We start from the raw sequence: 21530 nt of genomic DNA, 5'->3' as shown, positions 1-21530 counted from the left end.
CCGCACGCTGTCGGGTGTCGGAGCGTGCATCAAGGCCACTCTCGGCGGGATAGCGTCTAGCGCATGCGGATTCTGCTGATCGGCGCCGGCGGAGTGGGCGCGGCCTTCTGCTCGATCGCGACGCGACGCGACTTCTTCGGCACGCTCGTCGTCGCCGACTACGACGAGGGCCGGGCCCGGCAGGCCGCCGACGCGGTGGGCGATGCGCGGTTCGTCTCCGCGCGGGTCGACGCCACCTCCGCCGACGCCGTCGCCGACCTGGTTCGCACCCACCGGATCACCCATGTGATGAACGCGGTCGATCCGCGATTCGTGATGCCGATCTTCGACGGCGCGCTGGCCGGCGGCGCCGATTACCTCGACTTGGCGATGAGCCTGTCGCGGCGCCACCCGGAGCAGCCGTACGCGCTCACCGGGGTCAAGCTGGGCGACGAGCAGTTCGCCGCAGAGGAGCGCTGGCGCGACGCCGGCCGGCTGGCGTTGGTGGGCATCGGTGTCGAGCCTGGGCTGTCGGACGTGTTCGCGCGCTACGCCGCCGACCACCTGTTCGCCGAGATCGATGAGCTCGGTACCCGCGACGGGTCGAACCTGACCGTCGACGGTTACGACTTCGCGCCGTCGTTCTCGATCTGGACCACCATCGAGGAGTGTCTCAACCCTCCGGTGATCTGGGAGGCCGACCGGGGTTGGTTCACCACCGAACCCTTCAGCGAGCCAGAGGTTTTCGACTTTCCCGACGGTATCGGCCCGGTCGAGTGCGTGAACGTCGAGCACGAAGAGGTGCTGCTGATGCCGCGCTGGGTCAAATGCAAACGCGCGACATTCAAGTACGGGCTCGGAAACGAATTCATCGACGTGCTCAAGACCCTGCACAAGCTCGGGCTCGACCGCACCGAGAAGGTGACGGTCGGGGGAGTCGAGGTGAGCCCCCGCGACGTGGTGGCGGCATGCCTGCCCAATCCCGCCACGCTCGGGCCGAAGATGCGTGGAAAGACCTGCGCTGGGCTGTGGGTGACGGGAACCGGCAAGGACGGCAACCCCCGCTCGACCTACCTGTACCACGTCGTCGACAACGAATGGTCGATGGCCGAATACGGGCATCAGTGCGTGGTCTGGCAGACGGCGATCAATCCGGTTGTCGCACTTGAGCTTCTGGCCAACGGCACCTGGAGCGGCAGCGGTGTGCTGGGCCCGGAGGCCTTCGATGCGGTGCCGTTCCTGGACCTGTTGAGGGCCTACGGCTCGCCGTGGGCCCATAAAGAGTTGTAGCGCGAACGTGGGTTACCCGCACGCGTCGAGGCCGGTGAGTGTGTGTCGATCCCACACTCGGCGCGGTAGGTTCTCGCCATGCCGATCGAGCTCACCGCCGTGCAGGCCGCCGCGCGACTCGCGACCGACGACACATTGGGCATACCGCTGGGTCCGGGCCAACCGCCGGCGTTCCTGCGCGCGCTGGGCGAACGCGACGACTGGACGAACCTTCGCGTCTACGGGGCGCTGCTGGCGGTCGGCACCGAGCTGTTCGCCCGCCCCGGCGTGCGCTATCTGTCGGGTTTCTACGGTCCGCTCGAACGGGCCCTGCGGGACTCAGACGCCGATGTCGAGTTCGCGCCGGCGGACTTTCGCCGCTTCGGCCCGCTGCTCGAACGCCAGTCTCCGCGGGTGATGACGACCGTCGCCACACCGCCGGACGCCGACGGCTGGTGCTCGCTGGCCCTGCACGCCGGTGGCACGGTCAACGAATTGCACCGCGCCGGAGCCGATCCCGATCGCTGGCTGATCGTCGAGACATCCTCGGCCTACCCGCGCACGTTCGGGCTCGGCGACGAGCACCGGCACGCGTTGCACGTCGACGAGATCGACATCCTCGTGCACTCGGCCGACGCGCCGCTCTCACTTCCGGGCGCGGCCCCCACCCAGGCCGATGTCGCGATCGCGCGGCACGCCGTCGCCTTCATCCGGCCCGGCGCGACGTTGCAGACGGGAATCGGTTCGATCCCCAGCCAGATCGCGGCGTTGCTGGCCGAGGGCGACGGCGGCGAATACGGTTTGCACAGCGAGATGTTCACCGACGGCTGTATGCAACTGCATCGTGCGGGCAAGGTCACCAACACCGGCAAGGGCATCTACGACGGCGTGAGCGTGACGACGTTCGCGTTCGGCTCGGCGGATCTGTACACCTGGCTCGACGGCAACCACGACGTCGCGTTCCTGCCGGTGGAGATCGTCAACGCACCCGAGGTGATCGCCGCCAACCACGAGATGGTGTCCATCAACGGCGCGCTCGCGATCGACATCGGCGGTCAGGTCGTCGCCGACACCATCGACGGCAACCAGTTCAGCGGTGTCGGCGGTGCAGAGGATTTCGTCGCCGGCACCGGTCTCGAATTGTCGGACCGCTCGCTGATCTGTCTGCCGTCGACGTATGAGAAGAACGGACAACTGCATTCGCGGATCGTGCCGTGGTTCGGGCCTGGCGCGGTGATCACCACGCCGCGACACCATGTCGACGTGATCGTCACCGAGTACGGCGCCGCGGAGCTAGAGGGCGCGACCGTCCGCGAACGCGGTGAGGCGCTCGCCGCGATCGCGCATCCGCAGTTCCGCGACGACCTTCTCGCGGCGGCCGAACGTGTGTCCAAGGGACGCTCGCCCGTCGCCTGATGTCCTTCCTTCCCGCGAGCGACCGCGTCTGCCCGCGACACGCCGCGCAGCGCCGTACATAAGCGGTCCCCTCGCACAGGATCTAGTCGGGCCGATAGATCCACGGTGTCCGCGGAAGCGCGGCCGGATCGAACTCGGCGAGCATGCCCTCGACGTCCCGAGCCCGCCAGCCCAACGATTCGCCGATCTGGGCGAGCGCCCGCGGCACGCCGATCTCGGCCAGCGTCACCGCCCCGTCGCGTTTGGCCAACCGGGCGCCGTCCGCGTTGAGCACCAGCGCAACGTGGGCGTACACCGGCTCGGCGTATCCGAGCATCCGCGCCAGATACGCCTGCCGCGGCGACGAGGGCAGCAGGTCGTCTCCCCGCACCACCTGGTCGACGCCCTGTGCCGCGTCGTCGACAACGACCGCGAGGTTGTAAGCAGGCACCCCGTCTCCGCGGCGCACTACGAAGTCGTCGACGATGCCGGTGTAGTCGCCGTGCAGCACATCGTGGACGGTGTGCACGATCGCGTCGGTGCGCAACCGCAGCGCGGGCGGGCGCCCTGTTTCGGCCCGCCGCGTGGCGCGCTCGTCGTCGGTGAGGTCGCGGCACGTGCCCGGGTAGGCCCCCTGCGGTGCATGCGGTGCGCGCGGAGCCTGCGCGATATCCCTTCGGCTGCAATAACATTCGTAGAGCAGGTCACGGCCTTTCAATCCTGCGATCGCGGCGTCGTAACGCGAGCGGTGTTCGGACTGCCACTCCACGACGTCCCACGTCACCCCGATCGTCGCCAAATCGGAAAGTTGGCGCCGCCCGACATCGGCGAACGTGCGGTCGTCGAGGTCGTCGACGCGCATGACAAACCGACGGCCGGTGGAGCGGGCGAACAACCAGGCGAGGATTGCGGTGCGCAGGTTTCCGATGTGCAGGTCCGCCGAGGGGCTCGGGGCGAACCTGCCGGCGGTCACCCGTGCAATGTAGCTACTGGGTAGCTACTGGCGCTCCCACGGCGGGTCGTCGCCCATCTTCCTGTAGTACTTGGCGAGGTGGCTTTTCACCCGGTCGATGTCGTCCTTCGGCAGATCGATACCGCCACGGGCGCCGTCCATGATCGCGCCCGCCGCCATCACCCCGCGGGGCACGACCTTCAGACTGTCGCCGATCACGTCGGCGATCAGCAGTTTGTAGGCGGTGAAGTTGTCCTTCTTGTCGCTGTCGTACCAGACGTGCGCATTGCGGTACTTCTCGTTCGGTTCGTCCTGCGCGTCGGCCCACTTGCGGACCCGTTTCTCGGCGGCGTCGCCGTCCCAGTCTCGGTCCCGCTCAGCCAGCGGTAGATCCTGAAATGCGGTTACGGACATGGCAGAGAAGTGCCCACCCGTCGGTCTCGTGAAACTGTTGCACAGATGCCAGCGTTACGGTTCGGTGACTTCCGACGCGAAGTGAGCGAACATCGGGTATCAACGGAAGGGTTCAGCATTGGACCATCAACAAGACAACGGCTAGGCCCTGCGGTGTCGATACACACTGAGCTTGCCGCATGAAACTGCACCGGGAGCCGCGTCGACGGACACGAGGGAACCATGGACGCCGAAGATCCCGCTCACTCCGCTGATCAGCATCATTCTTCCGTCGAGCAGGACCAACCGCCGGGCGTGGTGAAGAAGGCCATCGCGGCGTCGGCCATCGGCAATGCCACCGAATGGTTCGACTATGGTCTGTACGCCTACGGCGTCTCCTACATCTCGGCGGCGATCTTCCCCGGTGACGGCGCCACGGCGACGCTACTGGCGCTGATGACGTTCGCGGTGTCGTTCCTGGTCCGGCCCCTGGGCGGCTTCGTGTGGGGGCCGCTGGGCGACCGGCTGGGCCGGCGGCAGGTGCTGGCGGTCACGATCCTGCTGATGGCCGGCGCCACCTTCTGCGTCGGGCTGGTGCCCTCCTACGACACCATCGGAGTGTGGGCGCCGGTGCTGATGGTGGTGCTGCGCATGATCCAGGGCTTCTCCACCGGCGGCGAGTACGGCGGTGCGGCCACGTTCATGGCGGAGTACGCGCCGGCGCGCCGACGCGGACTGCTGGGCAGTTTTCTCGAGTTCGGCACGCTGGCAGGATTCTCTGCCGGTGCGCTGATGATGCTGGGGTTCTCGTTGGTGCTGGGCGACGACCAGATGAACACCTGGGGCTGGCGGTTGCCGTTCCTCATCGCCGCGCCCCTCGGGCTGATCGGCCTCTACCTGCGCACCCGGCTCGACGAGACACCGGTCTTCAAGGACCTCGAGCAGGAGGGCGAGCGGGAGAAGACCGTCTGGGCGGAGTTCAAGGACCTGATCGTCCGGTACTGGGGACCGATCCTGCGGCTGGGCGGTCTGGTCGTCGCGCTCAACGTCGTGAACTACACGCTGCTGAGTTACATGCCGACATATCTGGAGACCGCGATCGGGCTGTCCACCGACACGGCGCTGATCGTCCCGATCATCGGCATGCTCTCGATGATGGTGTTCCTGCCGTTCGCCGGCCTGGCCTCCGACAGGTTCGGGCGTAAGCCGTTGTGGTGGATCTCGCTGATTGGGTTGTTCGTCGGCGTCGTGCCGATGTTCATGTTGATGTCGACGAGCGTGCTCGGCGCCGTCATCGGTTACGCCGTGCTGGGCCTGCTCTACGTCCCGCAGCTGGCCACCATCTCGGCGACCTTCCCCGCGATGTTCCCCACTCAGGTGCGGTACGCGGGGTTCGCGATCGCCTACAACGTCTCGACGGCGCTCTTCGGGGGCACCGCCCCGGCGCTCAACGACTGGATGGTGGTCGAGACCGGCAACAACCTGATGCCCGCCTTCTACATGATGGCCGCGTGTGTCATCGGTGTGATTGCGTTGCTCAAAGTGCCAGAGACTGCGCGGTTCCCGATCAACGGGACGAAGATCCCCGGCACCCCGGAGGCGCCGCCGCAGTTGGACTACGAGCTCGAGCCCAGTCGCTGAGTCACAGGACGGCGTTAACCGCGTCCGACCAGACGTCCGCCGCCTCGTCGATCTGCCCGGCGGTCACGACGAGCGCGGGGATGAACCTGACGACCTGTCCCCAGGCGCCGCAGGTCAACAGCAGCAGACCGCGCCGGGCGGCCTCCTGCTGGACTGCCAGGGCAGTCGCCCCATCGGGTCTGCCTGCGGCGTCGCGGAATTCGGCGCCGAGCATCAGGCCGAGACCGCGCACGTCGGTGATCGCGTCGAACTTGTCGGCCACGGTTTGCAACGCCTCGCGCAGCTGCGCCCCGCGTTCGGCGGCGTTGTCGACCAGTCGCTCGTCGGCGATCACGTCGAGGGTGGCCACGGCGGCCGCGCACGCCACCGCGTTGGCGCCGTATGTCCCGCCCTGCGAACCCGGCCACGCCCGCTCCATCAGCGCCGCCGGCGCCGCGATGCCCGACAGCGGGAAGCCCGACGCGAGGCCCTTGGCGGTGATCAGGATGTCGGCGCGCACGCCCGAATCGCCGAAGAAGTGCTGACTGCCCCAGAACCGGCCGGTGCGCCCGAAGCCGGTCTGCACTTCATCGACGACCAGCAGAATGCCATGGGCGTCGGCGCGTTCGCGCAGCCCGGCGAAGAACCGCTCGTTGGCGGGCACGTAGCCGCCCTCGCCGAGCACGGGTTCGACGAAGAACGCGGCGGTGTCGGCGGGTGCGCTGATCGTCTGCAGGAGGTAATCCAGTTGGGCCAGTGCGAAATCGGTGGCCTGCTCGACCGGCCAGCCGAAGTGGCCGGGGTCCGGGAACGGTGCCACGTGCACCCCCGCCATCAACGGGGCGAAGCCCGAGCGGAATTTGGTGCCCGAGGTGGTCATCGAGGCCGCGGCGACGGTGCGGCCGTGGAAGCCCCCGTGGAAGACGATGACGTTGGGGCGGGCGGTCGCCTGCCGGGAAAGCCGCAGCGCCGCTTCCACCGCTTCGCTTCCGGAGTTGGCGAAGAACAACCGGTCGAGCCCGGCCGGCAACACCTCTCCCAGCCGTTCCACGAGGGTGAGCAGCGGCCGGTGCATGACGGTCGTGTACTGGCCGTGGATCAGCGTGGCGACCTGGCGCTGCGCGGCCTCCACCACCCGTGGATGACAGTGTCCGGTGCTGGTCACCCCGATGCCCGCGGTGAAGTCGAGGTATGGCCGGTCTTGCTCGTCGTAGAGCATCACCCCATCGCCACGGGCGGCGACGACGCCGGTCGCCTGTTTGAGAATCGCGGAGAGCTGAGGGGCTTCGGAGGCCGGGTTCATGCCATGATCGTCAGCGGTGCGCTGTAGATTGTCAACAATCTGACCAGAGGAGGCGTGGGTGGATCGCGAGCGGCACGTGATCGACACGGTGGACAAGCGACTGTTCGTCGACGGCAAGTGGATCGACGCCAGCGAACGGCGCACTTTCGACGTCATCGACCCGGCGACGGGGCGGACGCTGTGCGCGGTCGCCGACGCCACCCCCGCTGACGCGCGCACCGCACTCGATGCGGCGGTCGCGGCCCAGCGCGAGTTCGCGGCGACACCGCCGCGCACCCGCGCCGACATGTTGATGGCCGCATTCGAATTGCTGCACGCGCGCGTCGACGACCTTGCGCTGTTGATGACACTGGAGATGGGCAAACCTCTCGCCGAGGCGCGCGGCGAAATCGCTTATGCCGCAGAGTTCTTCCGCCATTTCGCCGAGGAGGCCACCCGGATCGACGGCGGCTATCAGACCGCACCCGCCGGTGGCGCCCGCTTCCTCATCACCCGCCAGCCGGTCGGGCCCTGTCTGCTGATCACCCCGTGGAACTTTCCGATGGCGATGGGCACCCGCAAGTTGGGACCCGCGATCGCCGCCGGGTGCACCAGCGTGGTCAAACCGGCGCACCAGACGCCGCTGACGATGTTGGCGCTGATGGGAATCCTCGAGGAGGCGGGTGTGCCCGCCGGCGCCGTCAACTGCATCACCGCGATGGACGCCAACGCGGTCATGGAACCGCTGATCCGCTCGGGACTCGCGCGCAAGCTGTCGTTCACCGGGTCGACCCGGGTGGGCCGGATCCTGCTCGAGCAGTGCGCGGACAAGGTGTTGCGGACCTCGATGGAACTCGGCGGCAACGCACCGTTCATCGTGTTCGCCGACGCCGATCTCGACGAGGCGGTCGACGGGGCGATGGCCGCCAAGATGCGCAACATGGGAGAGGCGTGCACGGCGGCGAACCGTATCTTCGTGCACACCTCGGTGATCGACGAGTTCGGGCGCCGGTTGGCCGAGCGAATGGCGGCCTTGACTGTGGGTCGCGGCACCGAGGACGGCGTCAACGTCGGTCCGCTGGTCGACTCTGCGGCACTGCACAAGGTGCAGGCTCTGGTCGACGACGCGGTCGGTCGCGGCGCGCGCGTGTTGACGGGTGGTGCGGCGGTCTCGGGCGACGGTTACTTCTACTCGCCGACCGTGCTGACCGGTGTGCCACGCGACGCGCGGATGTCGGGCGAGGAGATCTTCGGGCCGGTCGCGCCGCTGACCCCGTTCGAGACCGAGGACGACGTCGTCGCCGCGGCCAACGACACCGAATACGGTCTGGTGGCTTACGTTTTCACCAATGATCTGCGCCGGGCCCTGCGGGTCGCCGAAGCGCTGGAGACCGGCATGGTGGGGTTGAACCAGGGCATCGTGTCCAACCCCGCGGCACCGTTCGGCGGCGTCAAACAATCCGGGCTCGGCCGCGAAGGCGGTTCGGTGGGCATCGACGAGTTCCTGGAAACCAAGTACGTCGGCATCGCCCTGGCGTGAGGTTCAGGCGCCGCGCGACACCCGCTCGACCAGCCGGTCGACCGCGTCCTCCATATGAGCGATCAGCAGCTTGTCCGACAGCTGCACATCACCGGCCCTGATGGCGCTGGCCAACGCATGGTGTTCGACGACCCGATCGTTGGGGTTGTCGTAGGTGTCGGCCAGCGCGTGCACACACATCCGCGTCTCCACGAGATACGTCTGGTGCATCCGCGACAGCCGCTCGCTGCCCGCGAGTTCGACAAGGAGTTCGTGGAACCGGATGTCGGCCTCGCTGCCTTCCTCGACGTCGGTGGCCGCGGCCATCTCCTCGACGATCGCCAGCAGCTCGTCGCCCGCGGTCACGTAGTCGCCCTGCAGGATCCGTCGGGTAGCGGCGCGTTCGATGGCCTCGCGCGCGAGGTACATGTCGGAGGCCACCTCGGGCGTCATGTCGATCACGAACACCCCGCGGTTGCGGATCGCGATCAGCAGACCCTCCTGGGTCAGCCGCTGCATCCCCTCGCGCAGTGGTCCGCGGCTGACACCCAGTTTGCGGGCCAGGTCGGCCTCGATCAGCTGGGTGCCCGGGGCCAGCTCACCGTGCGCGATCGCCTGCCGGAGCTTGTCGGCGACGATGCTCGGCGTGGACTCCTGCTCCACCGGCGCGAGGAACCCGGTCACCGGCACTCCTCGAACAGCCGGCCCAGGCCCGCGAGCGCGGGCACGGTTCCGGCGAGTTGCAGGCCCTTCCACACCGTCACCTGGTTGGCGGTCAGCACCGGTTTGCCGACCGCGGCTTCGAGGCGGTCGATGATCGCCAGGGTGTGCATCGCGGTGTCGGGAACCAGGACCGCTTCCGCGTCCGGGTGATCGGCGGCGGTGACCATCTGCTCCACCCGCTGCGGCTCCAGCGTCCCGACTTCTGCGGCGGTGATGATGCCGTGGCTGCCCATCGCCACCACCTCGATGTCGTCGGCGGCCAGGAACCGCACGAAGTGCTCGGCGACGTCGTGCGGGTACGACGCGGCCACGGCGACGCGCCGGATGCCGAGGTGGCGCAGCGCGTCGACGAACGCAATCGAGGTCGATGACGCCGGAACCCCCGCAGCCGCAGCGACTTTCGCGGCCTGTTGGCGCGCACCCTCGGGACCGAACACGAAGCTTCCCGACGTGCACGCCCACATCACCGCCTGCGGGCGCGCCTCGGCGAGCCGGCGCACACCGTCGGCCAGTCGTTCGTGGCCACCGAGATCCAGCAGCGCGTCGACCCGGTGCGCGTCCTCCCCGACCGATGTGATGACCACGGGCAGACGCAGCTCACCGTCGATCCTGCCCTCGAGCGCGGGGAAGTCGTCCTCGGCGCTGTGCCCCGGATAGAGCAGTCCTACGGTCGCCATGGCGCCCCTTCGATCGCAGATTGTCGACAATGCTAACAACCGGCCCGTCGGCGACTACGCCTCGAACAGGCGTTGTCCCGGTCCCACCGCTTTGCGCCCGGCCACCCGCAGCGCCGCCCACATGGTCACCTGGTTGGCCGAGACCACCGGCTTTTGCAGCTCGGCCTCGAGTTCGGCGATCAGGTCGTAGGTGGGCAGGTTCGTACAACTGATGACGATGGCCTCGGCATCCTCGACGTCGGTGGCGCGGACCAGCTCGGCGGTCCGCGAGTACGGCACCGACCAGATCTGCGACGTCAGCCCCAGTCCCGAGGTGGCCGCGACTTCGATGCCGGCCTCCATGAGGTAGCTCGTCAGGCCGATCGTCAGGTCCGAGGTGTAGGGGGTGACGGTTGCCACGCGTCCGACGCCGAGGTGTCGCAGCGCCTCGAGCATCGAGCCGCTGGTGGTCACGGCAGCCGGGGCCCCGGCCGCCCGCATCGCCGCGACCAGCGCGGCCTCCCCGGCCATGCCCTTGACGAAGCTGCCCGCCGTGCACGCGTACGCGGTGACGATCGGAGAGACGGCCAGCACGTTCGCCGCGCCGGCGATCACGTGTTCGGGGTCGGATATGTGCACCGCCATGTCGACGGTCACCGGCAAGGGGGCATATCTGAGCCGGGTCACGTACAGGCTGACGTCGTCGGGCACCCAACGCCACAGTTCCCGGTCGAGCGCGAAGTCATATGGTGTGACGACGCCTATGCCTACCTGCTGCAATGGTGGGGGCGGCGCCAATTCCCCGATCCTCATTTGCACAGTGTGAGGCCAGATGACCAAACCGGCAACAGATTGTTGACAATCCTACGGCGTGTCCCTAGCCTCGGGACGTGCCAGGCCCCCGCGAGAGCGTGCAGATTGATACGTCGTCGCAGGTCAGAGGCGATTCCGCGCGGCCGGTCGTCGCCGTCCTGTGCAAGCAGCCCGCCGACCGCCCATCGGGTCTCGACGGGCTCGACGTCGACTTCCGCTACTGCACCGCCGAGGACCTCGCGTCGGCCGTCCGCGGTGCCCGCGCGCTGTTGCTGTGGGACTTCTTCTCGACCGCGGTGCGCGACGTATGGAGCGAAGCCACGGGACTCGAATGGATCCACGTCACCGCGGCCGGCGTCGACACCCTGCTCTTCGACGAACTCCGCGACTCCGACGTGGTGGTGACCAATGCCCGCGGCGTGTTCGACCGCCCGATCGCCGAGTACGTGCTGGGCGCGGTGCTCGCCCACGCCAAGGACGGCCGCACCAGCTTCGCCCTGCAACGCGAGCATCGGTGGCAACACCGCGAGACTCGAGCCATCGCCGGTGCCCGTGCGCTCGTCGTCGGCACCGGCAGCATCGGCCTGGAGATCGCGCGACTGCTGCGGGTGGTGGGCATGCAGGTGCGCGGGGCGGGTCGGGTGGCCAGAGCGGACGACCCCGACTTCGGCGACGTGGTCGCCAGCGCCGACCTGGCCGATGAGGTCGGCTGGTGCGACCACCTGGTGCTCGCTGCGCCGCTGACGAACTCGACGCGCGGCCTGGTGGACGCCTCGGTGCTGTCGGCGATGAAGCCCGACGCACATCTGGTCAACATCGGGCGCGGACCGCTTGTCGACGAGTCAGCGTTGCTTGCGGCGTTGCGCGACAACCGGATTGGCGGTGCGACGCTGGACGTCTTCGACACCGAACCGCTGCCGCCGGACCATCCGCTGTGGGACGCTCCCAACGTGACGATCACCGCGCACATGGCCGGCGACGTCGTGGGGTGGCGCGAGACGCTGACCGAGCAGTTCGCCGACAACGCGCGGCGCTGGCTGGCGGGGGAGCCGTTGGTGAACGTGGTGGACAAAGAGCTCGGCTACATTCCGGGGGCCTCGCGATGATCCCGACCGCCGCCGAACTGGTCCGGGGCTACCGCGACAAGACCATCTCCCCGGTCGAGGCCACCCAGGAGGCGCTGGCCGCGATCGACGCCTACAACGGTGCGGTCAACGCCTACGTGCTCGTCGACCCCCAGGGGGCGCTGGCCGCGGCGCGGGCTTCGGAGGCACGCTGGCACGCCGGGCAGCCGCTCGGGCCCGGAGACGGGGTGCCGACATCGATCAAGGACGCGCTGTGGACGAAGGGATGGCCGACGCTGCGGGGCAGTTGGCTGATCGACGAGCCCGGGCCGTGGGACGAGGATGCGCCCTGTACGGCGCGGCTTCGCGAGACCGGAGCCGTACTGCTCGGCAAGACCACGACACCGGAGTACTCGTGGAAAGGCGTCACCGATTCACCGCGCTTCGGTGTGACTGGAAATCCCTGGGACCCCACCAAGACCGCGGGCGGCTCGAGCGGCGGCAGCGCCGCGGCGGTCGGCCTGGGCATGGGCGTGTGGTCGGTGGGCACCGACGCGGGGGGATCGGTGCGGATCCCGGCGGGGTTCACCGGAACGGTCGCGCTCAAGCCCACCTACGGGCTGATACCGCACTATCCACCGAGCCCGTTCGGCACCCTGGCTCACCCCGGCCCGATGACGAGAACCGTCGTCGACACCGCCGCGCTGATGGACGTGATCACCGGTTTCGATGCCCGGGACTGGTCGGCGATGCCCACACCCCGTGCGTCGTTTCTGACCGGACTTGACGACGGCATCGCCGGCCTGCGGGTGGCGTTCTCCCCGAGGCTGGGCTACGTGCGCAACGATCCGGAGGTCGATGCGGCCGTGCGCGCCGCGGTGACGGTGCTGTCCGATGCGGGTGCCAGGGTCGAGGAGGTCGACCCCGGGTTCGCCGATCCGATCGAGGCCTTCCACGTCCTGTGGTTCGCGGGTGCGGCAAAGGTGTTGGAGGCCTACGGCGAAGCGGTCGACGACCGGGTCGACGCGGGGTTGCGCCGGATCGCTGCGGTGGGGGCGTCGTTCTCCGCGTCGGACTACCTCGACGCGACGGCCGTGCGCATGCACCTGGGGCAGGCGATGGGCCGGTTCCATGAAACCTACGACGTTTTGGTCACCCCGACGCTTCCGCTACCGGCGTTCAGCGTCGGTCGCGACGTACCCGATGGCTGGCGGTCGCATTACTGGGCGAGTTGGACGCCATACACGTACCCGTTCAACATGACTCAGCAGCCCGCGTTGAGCGTGCCGTGCGGATTCACCGCGGCGGGCCTGCCGATCGGGCTGCAGATCGTCGGCCCCCGGCACGCCGATGCGTTGGTGTTGCGGGTGGGCCGTGCCCACGAAATGGCCACCGACTGGCACCGGCGCACACCGGCGTTGACAACACAAGGAGTTCGATGAGCAGGCTGATCACCGTGTCCCTCGACAAGCGCGGCGTCAGCTGCGTTGCCCGCATGCTCGACGATGCGGCGCCTCGCACCTGCGCGGCGGTGTGGGACGCGCTGCCACTTTCCTCACAGGTGTTCCACGGCAAGTACGCCCGCAACGAGATCTACACGCTGCTACCGGAATTCGCGGCGAAAGACCCCGGCAGGGAGAACACCACGGTGACGCCGATCCCGGGTGATCTGTGCTGGTTCTCCTTCGACTCCGATCAACTGGGCAACCCCGCCTACGGCTACGAGAACACCACCGGCACCGGGACCACCGGAGCCATCGTCGACCTGGCGTTGTTCTACGGGCGTAACAACCTGCTGATCAACGGTGACCAGGGCTGGGTTCCGGGCAACGTGTTCGGCGCGGTCATCGAAGGGCTCGAGGAGATGGCCGAGGCCTGCCAGGACCTGTGGATGGGTGGCGTGCGCGGTGAAACCCTGAGTTTTCAACGCGCGACGCAGGATTGACGCACCAGCGGCTACAGCGGCTGCAGGCTTATCGGTTGTTCGGTCTGACCGGGATTGGGATCGTTGCATGTCCCTGGTTTCCAGGTGTAGCGAAGGATACCCGCCAAGGTCGCCGGATCGAACTCGTACGTCACGTCGGCCGGCCCGGTGCTGCCGTCGGCACACGGACGTCCGTTGAAGATATCGTGACGCTCGACGAGCCAAGGGCCGTCGGCCTGCCTGCTGATCTGCGCGATCAACCCGGTCGAACTGGAAATCGTTCCGCCACAGTAACCTTCGGCGTTGCACTGCGTGGTGATCGACCACGTGTTCGTGGTTGCGCCGTTGATCAGATGGTACTCGCCATCGAGCCGACCGTCCGCCCACGCGGGGCCCGCCGATCCGATGGCGGCACCGATGAGCAGCACCGCCGTCGCCGTCGCCCGTGTGATCGCCATGGGGGCAGCATCACACGTGAAGCGCCCGGGCGTCGCCGAGTTGGCGAAAGTTCTCCGGTCACCCGAGCCCAGGAACGATGTCACCCAGCTTGAACGTGACCGGCTGCTCGAGTTGGTCGAACGTGCACGACCGGGGGTCGCGGTCGGGGCGCCAGCGGTTGAACTGCGCGGTGTGGCGGAACCGCGAACCTTCCATGTGGTCGTAGCGCACCTCGACCACCCGCTCGGGCCGCAACGGTACGAACGAGAGGTCCTTGCCGGCGTTCCAGCGCGATCCGCCGCCGTAGCGGCGCACCACATCGGGATCGGCGTTCGCGGCCCAGTTCCACGGATGGTTGTCGAACGTGGTTACCAGCGGCTGCAATTCGACGAAGAGTTCGCGGCGGCGGGCCATCGGGAAGGCGCCGATCACGCCGACGGAAGCCAACGTGCCGTCGTCCTGGTACAGCCCGAGAAGCAACGACCCGATGGCGTCTTCACCGGACTTGTGGAGGCGGTAGCCGGCGACGACGCAGTCCGCGGTGCGTTGATGTTTGATCTTGAACATCACGCGCTTGTCGGGCTGGTAGGTCAGATCGAGGGGTTTGGCGATGACGCCGTCGAGGCCGGCGCCTTCGAACTCGTCGAACCAGCGCTGCGCTGTCGCCAGGTCCGTCGTCACGGGTGTGACGTGAAATTTGGGACCCGCGGCGGACAGCGCGTCGACGAGTGCGGCGCGGCGTTCGTCGAAAGGCTCTTGCGTGTAATCGATGTCGTCGAGCGCGAGCAGGTCGAACGCGATGAAGGACGCGGGCGTCTTCTCGGCCAGCATCCGGACCCGGGTGTCGGCGGGGTGGATGCGTTGCTGGAGCGCTTCGAAGTCGAGTCCGCGATCGGAGGCGACGATGATCTCGCCGTCGATGACGCAGCGTGCGGGAAGTTCGGCCTTCGCGGCTTCCACCAGTTCCGGGAAGTAGCGGGTCATCGGTCGCTCGTTGCGGCTGCCGAGTTCGACCTCGTCGCCGTCGCGGAAGCAGATCGACCGGAAGCCGTCCCACTTCGGTTCGTAGGACGCGTCCGGCGGAATCGACACCACCGATTTCGCCAGCATCGGCGACACCGGCGGCATCACTGGCAGCTGCATTGGGCCATTGTCGCAGGCCATGACCCGGCGATGACATTGCCGAGTGTGGGCGGTCTACATGGGCATGAAGGCAATCCAGCGGTCTGCAGTGCCGTGGAGGCAATAATGGGCCAGGTGGACCTGCCTGTGCTGCCGCCGCTCGAACCGATGCTGGCCAAGGCCCAGGCGAAGGTCCCGCCCGAGGCCGGGGTGTGGTCGTACGAGCCGAAATGGGACGGTTTCCGCGCCCTGGTCTTTCGCGACGGCGACAAGGTGGTTCTGCTCTCCCGCAGCGGTAAGGACCTCGGCCGGTATTTCCCCGACGTCGTCGAGGCCGTCCGCGACGAGCTGGCACCCCGGTGCGTTCTGGACGGCGAGATCGTCGTCCCCCGCGAGTTCGGCGGCCGCACCCGCCTGGACTGGGAGTCGCTGAGCCAGCGCATCCACCCTGCCGCCAGCCGCATCAAGATGCTGTCCGAGCAGACACCCGCCCACTTCATCGGCTTCGACGCGCTGGCAGCCGGCGACGACTCGTTGCTCAAGCAACCCTTCCGGGTCCGTCGCCAAGCACTCCTGGATGCGGTGAACGAAAAGCAGTGGTGTCACGTCACCCGCACCACCGAAGACCCCGAGCTCGGCGTGCGGTGGCTCGAGGAGTTCGAAGGCGCCGGCCTCGACGGCGTGATCGCCAAGCGCCTCGACGGCCCGTACCTGCCGGGAAAGCGGGAGATGGTCAAGGTCAAACACGCCCGTGACGCCGATTGTGTGGCGATGGGTTATCGCATCCACAAGAGCGGCGAGGGTATCGGCTCCATCCTGCTGGGCCTCTACCGCGACGACGGGGAGCTGCAGATGGTCGGTGGCGCAGCGTCTTTCACGGCCAAGGACCGGATCAAGCTGCTGGCCGAGCTGGAGCCGCTTCGTGAAGGCGACGAGATGCGCGACGGCGATCCCAGCCGCTGGAACTCGGCCGCCGACAAGCGGTGGGTCCCCATCCGGCCGGAGAAAGTCTGCGAAGTCGCCTACGACCAGATGGAGGGCAACGGCGGTGCCGCCCAACGCTTCCGGCATGCGGTGAAGTTCCGGCGCTGGCGGCCCGACCGCGACCCGCGCAGCTGTACCTTCGACCAGCTCGACGTTCCGCTCAACTACGACCTCTACGACGTACTGGAGTCCTGAGATGGGAAAAGCCGCAGAGGAAGTCGACGTCGACGGCACGAAGGTGCGGCTGACCAACCGCGACAAGGTGTACTTCCCGAAGCTCGGCCGCAACGGCACCAAGGGCAAGCTCTTCGACTACTACCTGTCCGTCGCCGAACCGATGGTGGCGCTGCTGCGTGACCGGCCGGTGCACCTCCAACGATTCCCCGACGGCATCGAGGGCGAGGAGATCTACCAGAAGCGGGTACCGCAGAAGCATCCCGACTACCTCGAAACGTGCACCGTCACCTTTCCATCGGGTCGCACCGCCGACGCACTGAAGGTCACCCACCCGTCGGCGATCGCATGGGCGGCCCAGATGGGCACGATCACCCTGCACCCGTGGCAGGTCAGATGTCCCGACACCGAGCATCCCGACGAACTGCGCATCGACCTGGACCCGCAACCGGGAACGGGTTTCGCCGATGCCAGCTCGGTGGCGGTCGACGTGCTCAAACCGCTGCTCGACGAATTGGGCCTGATCGGTTATCCGAAGACATCGGGCGGGCGCGGTGTGCACGTCTTCCTCCGGATCAAGACCGACTGGGACTTCATCGACGTGCGTCGCGCGGGCATCGCGCTGGCCCGCGAGGTCGAACGCCGGGCGCCCGACGCGGTCACCACGTCATGGTGGAAGGAGGAGAGGGGTGAGCGCATCTTCATCGACTACAACCAGAATGCGAGGGACCGGACCTTCGCTTCCGCGTACTCGGCGCGCAAGACCCCCATCGCCACCGTCTCCACGCCGTTGACCTGGGACGAGCTTCGCACCGCCGACCCCGACGACTACACGATCACGTCCGTGCCCGATTTCCTTGCGGGACGGCCCGATCCGTGGGCCGACATCGACCGCACGCCGCAGTCGATCAACAAGCTGCTGGACATGGTCAAGGCCGACGAGGAGCGCGGGCTCGGCGATCTGCCGTATCCGCCGAGCTATCCGAAGATGCCCGGGGAACCACCGCGCGTGCAACCGAGCAAGAAGGTGGCCGCGAACTGGGACGAGGACGGCAACCCGGTCAACAACTGAGTGAGCGGTTTGTGTGGCGCGTCACACGGGTACGGGGAGTTCATGATCAAACAAGCCAGTGTTGCCTTGGGTGTGCTCGCGGTCGCGGTCGGCTGTGCCAATCAAGCGTCCGACGACTCGGCCACCACCACCACGACGACCACCACGCCCGCCGCACAGGGCCTGACCACCCAGATCAACACGGTCGACGGCAGACACGTCGCCGATGCCACCATCGACTTCTCCGGCGGCTACGCCACGGTGACCGTCGAAACCGTCGAGGACGGCATCCTGTCGCCCGGTTTCCACAGCATGCACATCCATCAGATCGGCCTCTGCGAGGCCGGCGACGGCTTCGCATCCGCCGGCGAGCACTTCCAGGCGCCCGGCCACACGGGCATGCCCGCCAGCGGCGATCTGCCGCCCCTGCTCGTGCGGTCCAACGGCGCGGGCAAGCTGGTCGCGACCAGCGACGCCTTCACCGAGGAGCAGCTCACGACGCCGCAAGGGTCCTCGATCGTGCTGCACGAGAGCGCGATCATGGAGGACCCGGCCGCGGCCGATCGGCGGATCGCGTGCGGTGTCCTCAGCCCGGGAACCGCGGGCACCACCTCCGTCGAGACGCAGACGACCGTCGTCACCACGACCGCGGTGGCGCCTCCCCCGCCGACCACCACGGTCACGGAAACACCGGCCACCACCACGCCGCCGGCCGAGTCGCCGGCCACCACGACCCCGCCGACCGAGACGGACACCGTCACCGTCACCGAGACGTCCCCGCCGACACCCACCACCACGGTGGCTCCGCCGCCGGGCGGCTGACACGACTCGCTCAGCACGCCGAAATGTCGCCGATCGGGCGGTGAACCGGGTCTGCTGTTGGCATGCGCCTTTCGACGACCGTTCGTAGATGGCTGGCCGGCCTGGCACTGTTCGCGCTCGTGGGCAGCGGTGTCGGAGTGGCAGCCGTGATGGTCCTCGGGTCGGTCAAGCAGGCCAAGCAGACCGAGGCCGCCTCAGCGCAGCGTGCGACGCAGGCGCCGCCGCCGAAGGTCCCGACGCCGTTCGAGTTCACGATCAACGTCGCCGTCACCGACCAGCACTGCGCACCCGAAGCGCCCGGATGCTTCTACAAGTATTCGATCGAGCCGAAATACATTGGCATGCATCCGCTCCCGAAGACGCCGTTCACCGTGGTCTACGAAGTGGTCGGCGGTAACGCGCCGCAGAAGGGCGAGTTCACCGTGGAGAACGGCCAGGCGCAGATTCTGCAGGACGTCGTCCTGGAAGGACCGCCGTCCGCCCAACTCAAGGCGAACGTCCTGCAGGTGACCGGCTGAGCCGTTACCGCCGGGGCCCGACGCCGCGCGCCTGCGGCAGCGGCAGGTCGTTGTAGGTGGCGATGCCGGGTGGTGCTGCCACCACCGCGGGGATCGCATGGATCGGGGGCATGGCGGTCATGATGTGGCCGAGCACGAAGAAGTCTTCGATCGACTTGGCGTTCTCGATCATGTCCGGCGGGGGCAGGAAACCAACCTGCATGTTCACCGTCGGCCGGCCGTCGATCGTGATCTTCCAGCCCTCGGCGTCCATCTGCCAGTCCGGGTCGAGCGTGGTGCCCTTCTTCCACCGGACGTTGATGTCGACCACCGTCTTGCCGTCGACGATCCCCTGCCAACTGGCGTACACGCCCGCGACGTGGCCGGCCGGGATCGTCCACGACGCCATCACGAGATCCTCTGTGGTCTGGGCATATTCGGACACACACTTGATCTCGTCGAGCTCGACGCCAATCGAGTCGGCGACCAGCCGCACCGCCTCGGCGAACACCGCGGTGCCTTTCGAGGCCATCGGCGCCAGGTTCGGATCATCGATCGCGGTGCCGAAGCCGACGGGCCGCTCGGTGTCGGGGGAGTCGTAGAGCGTGGTGTCGGCGGATTCGGCGATGGTGATCTTGTCGACCCGGTCGCAGCCCGTGGCGGCCACGATGGCGAGCAGTTCGGCGAAGCCCGGGCTGATCCCGGACCCGAACAGCGTCGACCCGCCGCGCTTGCACGCCTCTTCGAGCTTGACCCGGTCATCGCCAAGGTTGTGTCCGGTGATGAACGAGGCCGACGACACCACGTTGACGCCGGCTTCGAGGATGCGGACCAGTTCGTCGACGTCGATCCACATCGGGTTGTAGACCACGACGTCGGGCTTCAAGGCGAGCAGGGCGTCGACGTCGTTGGTGGCCTTCACGCCGAGAGGTGCGATGCCGGCGAGTTCTCCGGCGTCCCGGCCCGCCTTGTCCTGCGACCACGCATAGAGGCCGACGAGTTCGTAGTTCGGATTCGTGGCGATCGCCTGGACTGAACTCTTGCCGACATTGCCGGTGGTCCACTGCACGACGCGATAGGGAGTGTTTGGCACCCGCACAGCATAGGAAAGGCCGGCGCTCCGCGTGGCCGTTTTTGCCGCGCGGCGAAAAATAATCCCGCGAGGCCCTAGTCTGACCGTGATGAGCGGCCGAACCAGGGGTCGCCCACCCCGGATCAGCCGCGAGCAGATTGTCGCGGCGGCCAGGGACGTGGCGAGCGCGGACCTGACGATGCAGGCGGTCGCCGATGCGCTCGGGGTCAGTCGCAAGGCCCTGCACTACTACGTCGGCGACCGGGAGGGCCTGCTGACGCTGGTGGTGACCGACCTGTTCGAACGCGAACTCACCAGCGTCGAATTGCCCGACGGCGACGACTGGCGGGCGGTCCTGCGCGCCTACACCGTCGCGTTCCGCAATGGGTTGACCCAGGTCGGCGCCGCCACCGATTTCACCCGACTACGAGGCCTGGGCGCGGCCGCCGCGTTGGCGCTTGCCGACCGAGTGCTCGACGCACTGCTCACGGCCGGCTTTGCACCGGACACCGCCCGGTACGGGTTGACCGCGGCATCCAACATCGCGCAGTCGGCCGCCCACAGCAGCGCCGCGCAGACGCCGTCGGGGATGCACCGGCACCGAGCCGAGACGTCGGCGGCCCTGGAGTGGGAACCCGAGGACACCTATCCGGCGCTGCGGGCCGTGCTCGCCTCGGCCGAATCTCAGCGCCACGACGCCGAGCACCAGTTCGACTTCGAACTCGATGTGCTCATCGCCGGCCTGGAACGACTTCTCGGTCGTTAGAGCGGCGTCAGGGTGGCCTTGGCGGTCCGTTCCAGCCCGCCGCGATCGACCCACGTCAGGTCGACCACGTCGCCGGGATAGTGGCGGTCCAGCACGTAGGTCAGCGTCGTCGCAGAATCCAGAGGCGTGCCGTCGAGCACGACGAGCACGTCGCCGGGAGCCAGTCCCGCCCGGTCGGCCGGCCCGCCGCGCAGCACATCGGCGATCTGGACACCGGGGCCGCGTTGCGCCGAGCGCACCCCGACACCGAGCAGTACCGGAGGACCGATGTGCACATCGGCCGACGCCATGCGGGACCGGATCTGGTTGGCGATCGGCAACGCGTCGTTGATCGGGATCGCGAAGCCCTCACCGCCCGGACCGAAGCGGAAGTTCACCGAAGCCGCGGTGGTGATGCCGACGACCTGACCGGCGCCGTTGACCACCGGGCCGCCGGAGTCACCCGCGACGACCGGCGCGGCGAACTCGATGAGCCCGGCGAGTTCGTCCTTGCTGCCGGTCAGCGAGTCCTCGGCGTTCACCGTCCGGCCGAACGCGGTGATGGTGCCGACCTCGCGCGTCAACGGTCCGTTCGTCCCGTTGGCGTTGCCGAGCGCGACGACGGGTTCACCGGGCGCCAGGAGCGCGGAGTCACCGAGCGGTGCGACCGGCAGGTTGGTCCCGCCGATCAGCTGCAGCACCGCGATGTCGCGCTTGCGGTTGTAGCCGACCAGCTCAGCCGGATACGACCGGCCTCCGACGCTCGCGGTGATCCGATCCGCACCGGATACCACGTGGAAATTGGTCAGAACCAGGCCGTTGGGATCGATCACGAATCCGGCGCCGTTTCCGTATGCGCCTTGATAGTCGATCTCGGTGTCGATCCGGACGACGGCGGGTTCGACCTGAGCGGCGGCCGCGACAGGGTCGCCGGGGGCCGCCGCGGCCGGAAACACCGGCGCCACCACGGCGAACGCCATGGCCAGTGCGATCAGCAGCGTCGTGATTGGACGCCGGAAGGGGAATTTGCCCATAG

General features: G+C 68.0%; 22 protein-coding genes. 12 read left to right on the top strand and 10 right to left on the bottom strand.

The genetic code is table 11. From position 1 onward, the window contains the following. Nucleotides 1-63 precede the first annotated feature (63 nt). Together AU072_RS23965 and AU072_RS23960 are read left to right on the top strand one after the other, a co-directional pair. Nucleotides 64-1269 (top strand): saccharopine dehydrogenase family protein, encoded by a 1206-nt coding sequence (locus AU072_RS23965; protein ID WP_064416051.1) that lies wholly within the window; start codon nt 64-66, stop codon nt 1267-1269. 78 nt (nt 1270-1347) lie between these two features. Next, nucleotides 1348-2664: an acetyl-CoA hydrolase/transferase family protein gene (locus AU072_RS23960; protein ID WP_064416050.1), complete on the top strand. Its 1317-nt coding sequence runs from the start codon at nt 1348-1350 to the stop codon at nt 2662-2664. An 82-nt stretch (nt 2665-2746) separates the two neighbouring features. On the opposite strand, the gene gluQRS is transcribed toward AU072_RS23960, so the two are convergent. Together gluQRS and AU072_RS23950 are read right to left on the bottom strand one after the other, a co-directional pair. Then, complete coding sequence (gene gluQRS / locus AU072_RS23955; RefSeq protein ID WP_082680995.1) at nt 2747-3616, bottom strand: tRNA glutamyl-Q(34) synthetase GluQRS; 870 nt, start codon at nt 3614-3616, stop codon at nt 2747-2749. 24 nt (nt 3617-3640) lie between these two features. Continuing rightward, on the bottom strand, nt 3641-4009 hold the full coding sequence (locus AU072_RS23950; protein ID WP_064416048.1) for a hypothetical protein: 369 nt from the start codon (nt 4007-4009) through the stop codon (nt 3641-3643). Nucleotides 4010-4231: 222 nt separating this feature from the next. Between AU072_RS23950 and AU072_RS23945 the strand changes: the two genes are divergently transcribed. Then, nucleotides 4232-5629, top strand: a complete 1398-nt coding sequence (locus AU072_RS23945) for an MFS transporter (RefSeq protein WP_064416047.1) — start codon at nt 4232-4234, stop codon at nt 5627-5629. 1 nt (nt 5630) lies between these two features. Here AU072_RS23945 and AU072_RS23940 read toward each other — a convergent pair whose 3' ends face one another. Next, nucleotides 5631-6911 (bottom strand): aspartate aminotransferase family protein, encoded by a 1281-nt coding sequence (locus AU072_RS23940; protein WP_064416046.1) that lies wholly within the window; start codon nt 6909-6911, stop codon nt 5631-5633. 58 nt (nt 6912-6969) lie between these two features. On the opposite strand from AU072_RS23940, the gene AU072_RS23935 reads away from it, so the two are divergent. Further along, complete coding sequence (locus AU072_RS23935) at nt 6970-8430, top strand: NAD-dependent succinate-semialdehyde dehydrogenase (RefSeq protein WP_064416045.1); 1461 nt, start codon at nt 6970-6972, stop codon at nt 8428-8430. Between the two features lie 3 nt (nt 8431-8433). Here the strand turns inward: AU072_RS23935 and AU072_RS23930 are convergent, their stop codons facing one another. Genes AU072_RS23930 through AU072_RS23920 form a run of 3 tightly spaced genes read right to left on the bottom strand, consistent with a single transcriptional unit; the run spans nt 8434 to nt 10601 of the window. Beyond that, nucleotides 8434-9093, bottom strand: coding sequence for a GntR family transcriptional regulator (locus AU072_RS23930; RefSeq protein WP_064416142.1), 660 nt, complete (start codon nt 9091-9093; stop codon nt 8434-8436). Next, on the bottom strand, nt 9090-9809 hold the full coding sequence (locus tag AU072_RS23925; protein WP_174523803.1) for a maleate cis-trans isomerase family protein: 720 nt from the start codon (nt 9807-9809) through the stop codon (nt 9090-9092). The genes AU072_RS23930 and AU072_RS23925 overlap by 4 nt, the downstream gene beginning before the upstream one ends. A gap of 54 nt (nt 9810-9863) precedes the next feature. Then, nucleotides 9864-10601 carry a maleate cis-trans isomerase family protein gene (locus AU072_RS23920; RefSeq protein WP_064416044.1) on the bottom strand — a complete coding sequence of 246 codons (738 nt, stop codon included), beginning with the start codon at nt 10599-10601 and terminating at the stop codon, nt 9864-9866. 98 nt (nt 10602-10699) lie between these two features. Here AU072_RS23920 and AU072_RS23915 point away from each other — a divergent pair, with 98 nt between their 5' ends. Genes AU072_RS23915 through AU072_RS23905 form a run of 3 tightly spaced genes read left to right on the top strand, consistent with a single transcriptional unit; the run spans nt 10700 to nt 13610 of the window. Then, nucleotides 10700-11707: a D-2-hydroxyacid dehydrogenase gene (locus tag AU072_RS23915; protein WP_064416140.1), complete on the top strand. Its 1008-nt coding sequence runs from the start codon at nt 10700-10702 to the stop codon at nt 11705-11707. Further along, on the top strand, nt 11704-13107 hold the full coding sequence (locus AU072_RS23910) for an amidase (protein ID WP_064416043.1): 1404 nt from the start codon (nt 11704-11706) through the stop codon (nt 13105-13107). The genes AU072_RS23915 and AU072_RS23910 overlap by 4 nt, the downstream gene beginning before the upstream one ends. Next, nucleotides 13104-13610, top strand: a complete 507-nt coding sequence (locus AU072_RS23905) for a DUF3830 family protein (protein ID WP_064416042.1) — start codon at nt 13104-13106, stop codon at nt 13608-13610. Before AU072_RS23910 ends, AU072_RS23905 begins: the two co-directional genes overlap by 4 nt. Nucleotides 13611-13621: 11 nt before the next feature. Here AU072_RS23905 and AU072_RS23900 read toward each other — a convergent pair whose 3' ends face one another. Beyond that, nucleotides 13622-14047, bottom strand: coding sequence for a hypothetical protein (locus tag AU072_RS23900; protein WP_064416041.1), 426 nt, complete (start codon nt 14045-14047; stop codon nt 13622-13624). A gap of 58 nt (nt 14048-14105) precedes the next feature. Next, nucleotides 14106-15170, bottom strand: a complete 1065-nt coding sequence (locus tag AU072_RS23895; RefSeq protein WP_064416040.1) for an ATP-dependent DNA ligase — start codon at nt 15168-15170, stop codon at nt 14106-14108. Between the two features lie 105 nt (nt 15171-15275). Between AU072_RS23895 and AU072_RS23890 the strand changes: the two genes are divergently transcribed. From AU072_RS23890 to AU072_RS23875, 4 genes are all read left to right on the top strand, one after another. Next, nucleotides 15276-16328 (top strand): ATP-dependent DNA ligase, encoded by a 1053-nt coding sequence (locus AU072_RS23890; RefSeq protein WP_064416039.1) that lies wholly within the window; start codon nt 15276-15278, stop codon nt 16326-16328. 1 nt (nt 16329) lies between these two features. After that, nucleotides 16330-17379 (top strand): non-homologous end-joining DNA ligase, encoded by a 1050-nt coding sequence (gene ligD, locus AU072_RS23885; RefSeq protein ID WP_064416038.1) that lies wholly within the window; start codon nt 16330-16332, stop codon nt 17377-17379. A gap of 42 nt (nt 17380-17421) precedes the next feature. Then, entirely contained in the window at nt 17422-18180 is a 759-nt protein-coding gene (locus AU072_RS23880; protein ID WP_067388704.1) for a superoxide dismutase family protein, read from the top strand. Nucleotides 18181-18242: 62 nt separating this feature from the next. Beyond that, nucleotides 18243-18698 carry a hypothetical protein gene (locus AU072_RS23875; protein WP_064416037.1) on the top strand — a complete coding sequence of 152 codons (456 nt, stop codon included), beginning with the start codon at nt 18243-18245 and terminating at the stop codon, nt 18696-18698. Between the two features lie 4 nt (nt 18699-18702). Here AU072_RS23875 and AU072_RS23870 read toward each other — a convergent pair whose 3' ends face one another. Further along, nucleotides 18703-19770, bottom strand: coding sequence for an NAD(P)H-dependent amine dehydrogenase family protein (locus AU072_RS23870; RefSeq protein ID WP_064416138.1), 1068 nt, complete (start codon nt 19768-19770; stop codon nt 18703-18705). A gap of 88 nt (nt 19771-19858) precedes the next feature. Between AU072_RS23870 and AU072_RS23865 the strand changes: the two genes are divergently transcribed. Continuing rightward, on the top strand, nt 19859-20515 hold the full coding sequence (locus AU072_RS23865; RefSeq protein WP_064416036.1) for a TetR/AcrR family transcriptional regulator C-terminal domain-containing protein: 657 nt from the start codon (nt 19859-19861) through the stop codon (nt 20513-20515). Here the strand turns inward: AU072_RS23865 and AU072_RS23860 are convergent. After that, complete coding sequence (locus AU072_RS23860) at nt 20512-21528, bottom strand: S1C family serine protease (RefSeq protein ID WP_064416035.1); 1017 nt, start codon at nt 21526-21528, stop codon at nt 20512-20514. The two genes, AU072_RS23865 and AU072_RS23860, sit on opposite strands and share 4 nt — an antisense overlap. Between the last annotated feature and the right edge of the window lie 2 nt (nt 21529-21530).

The organism is Mycolicibacterium novocastrense, from assembly GCF_001499835.1.
Classification (GTDB): domain Bacteria; phylum Actinomycetota; class Actinomycetes; order Mycobacteriales; family Mycobacteriaceae; genus Mycobacterium; species Mycobacterium novocastrense.
The sequence above is the reverse complement of the archived record's forward strand: the minus strand, read 5'-3'. Positions and strand labels throughout refer to the sequence as shown.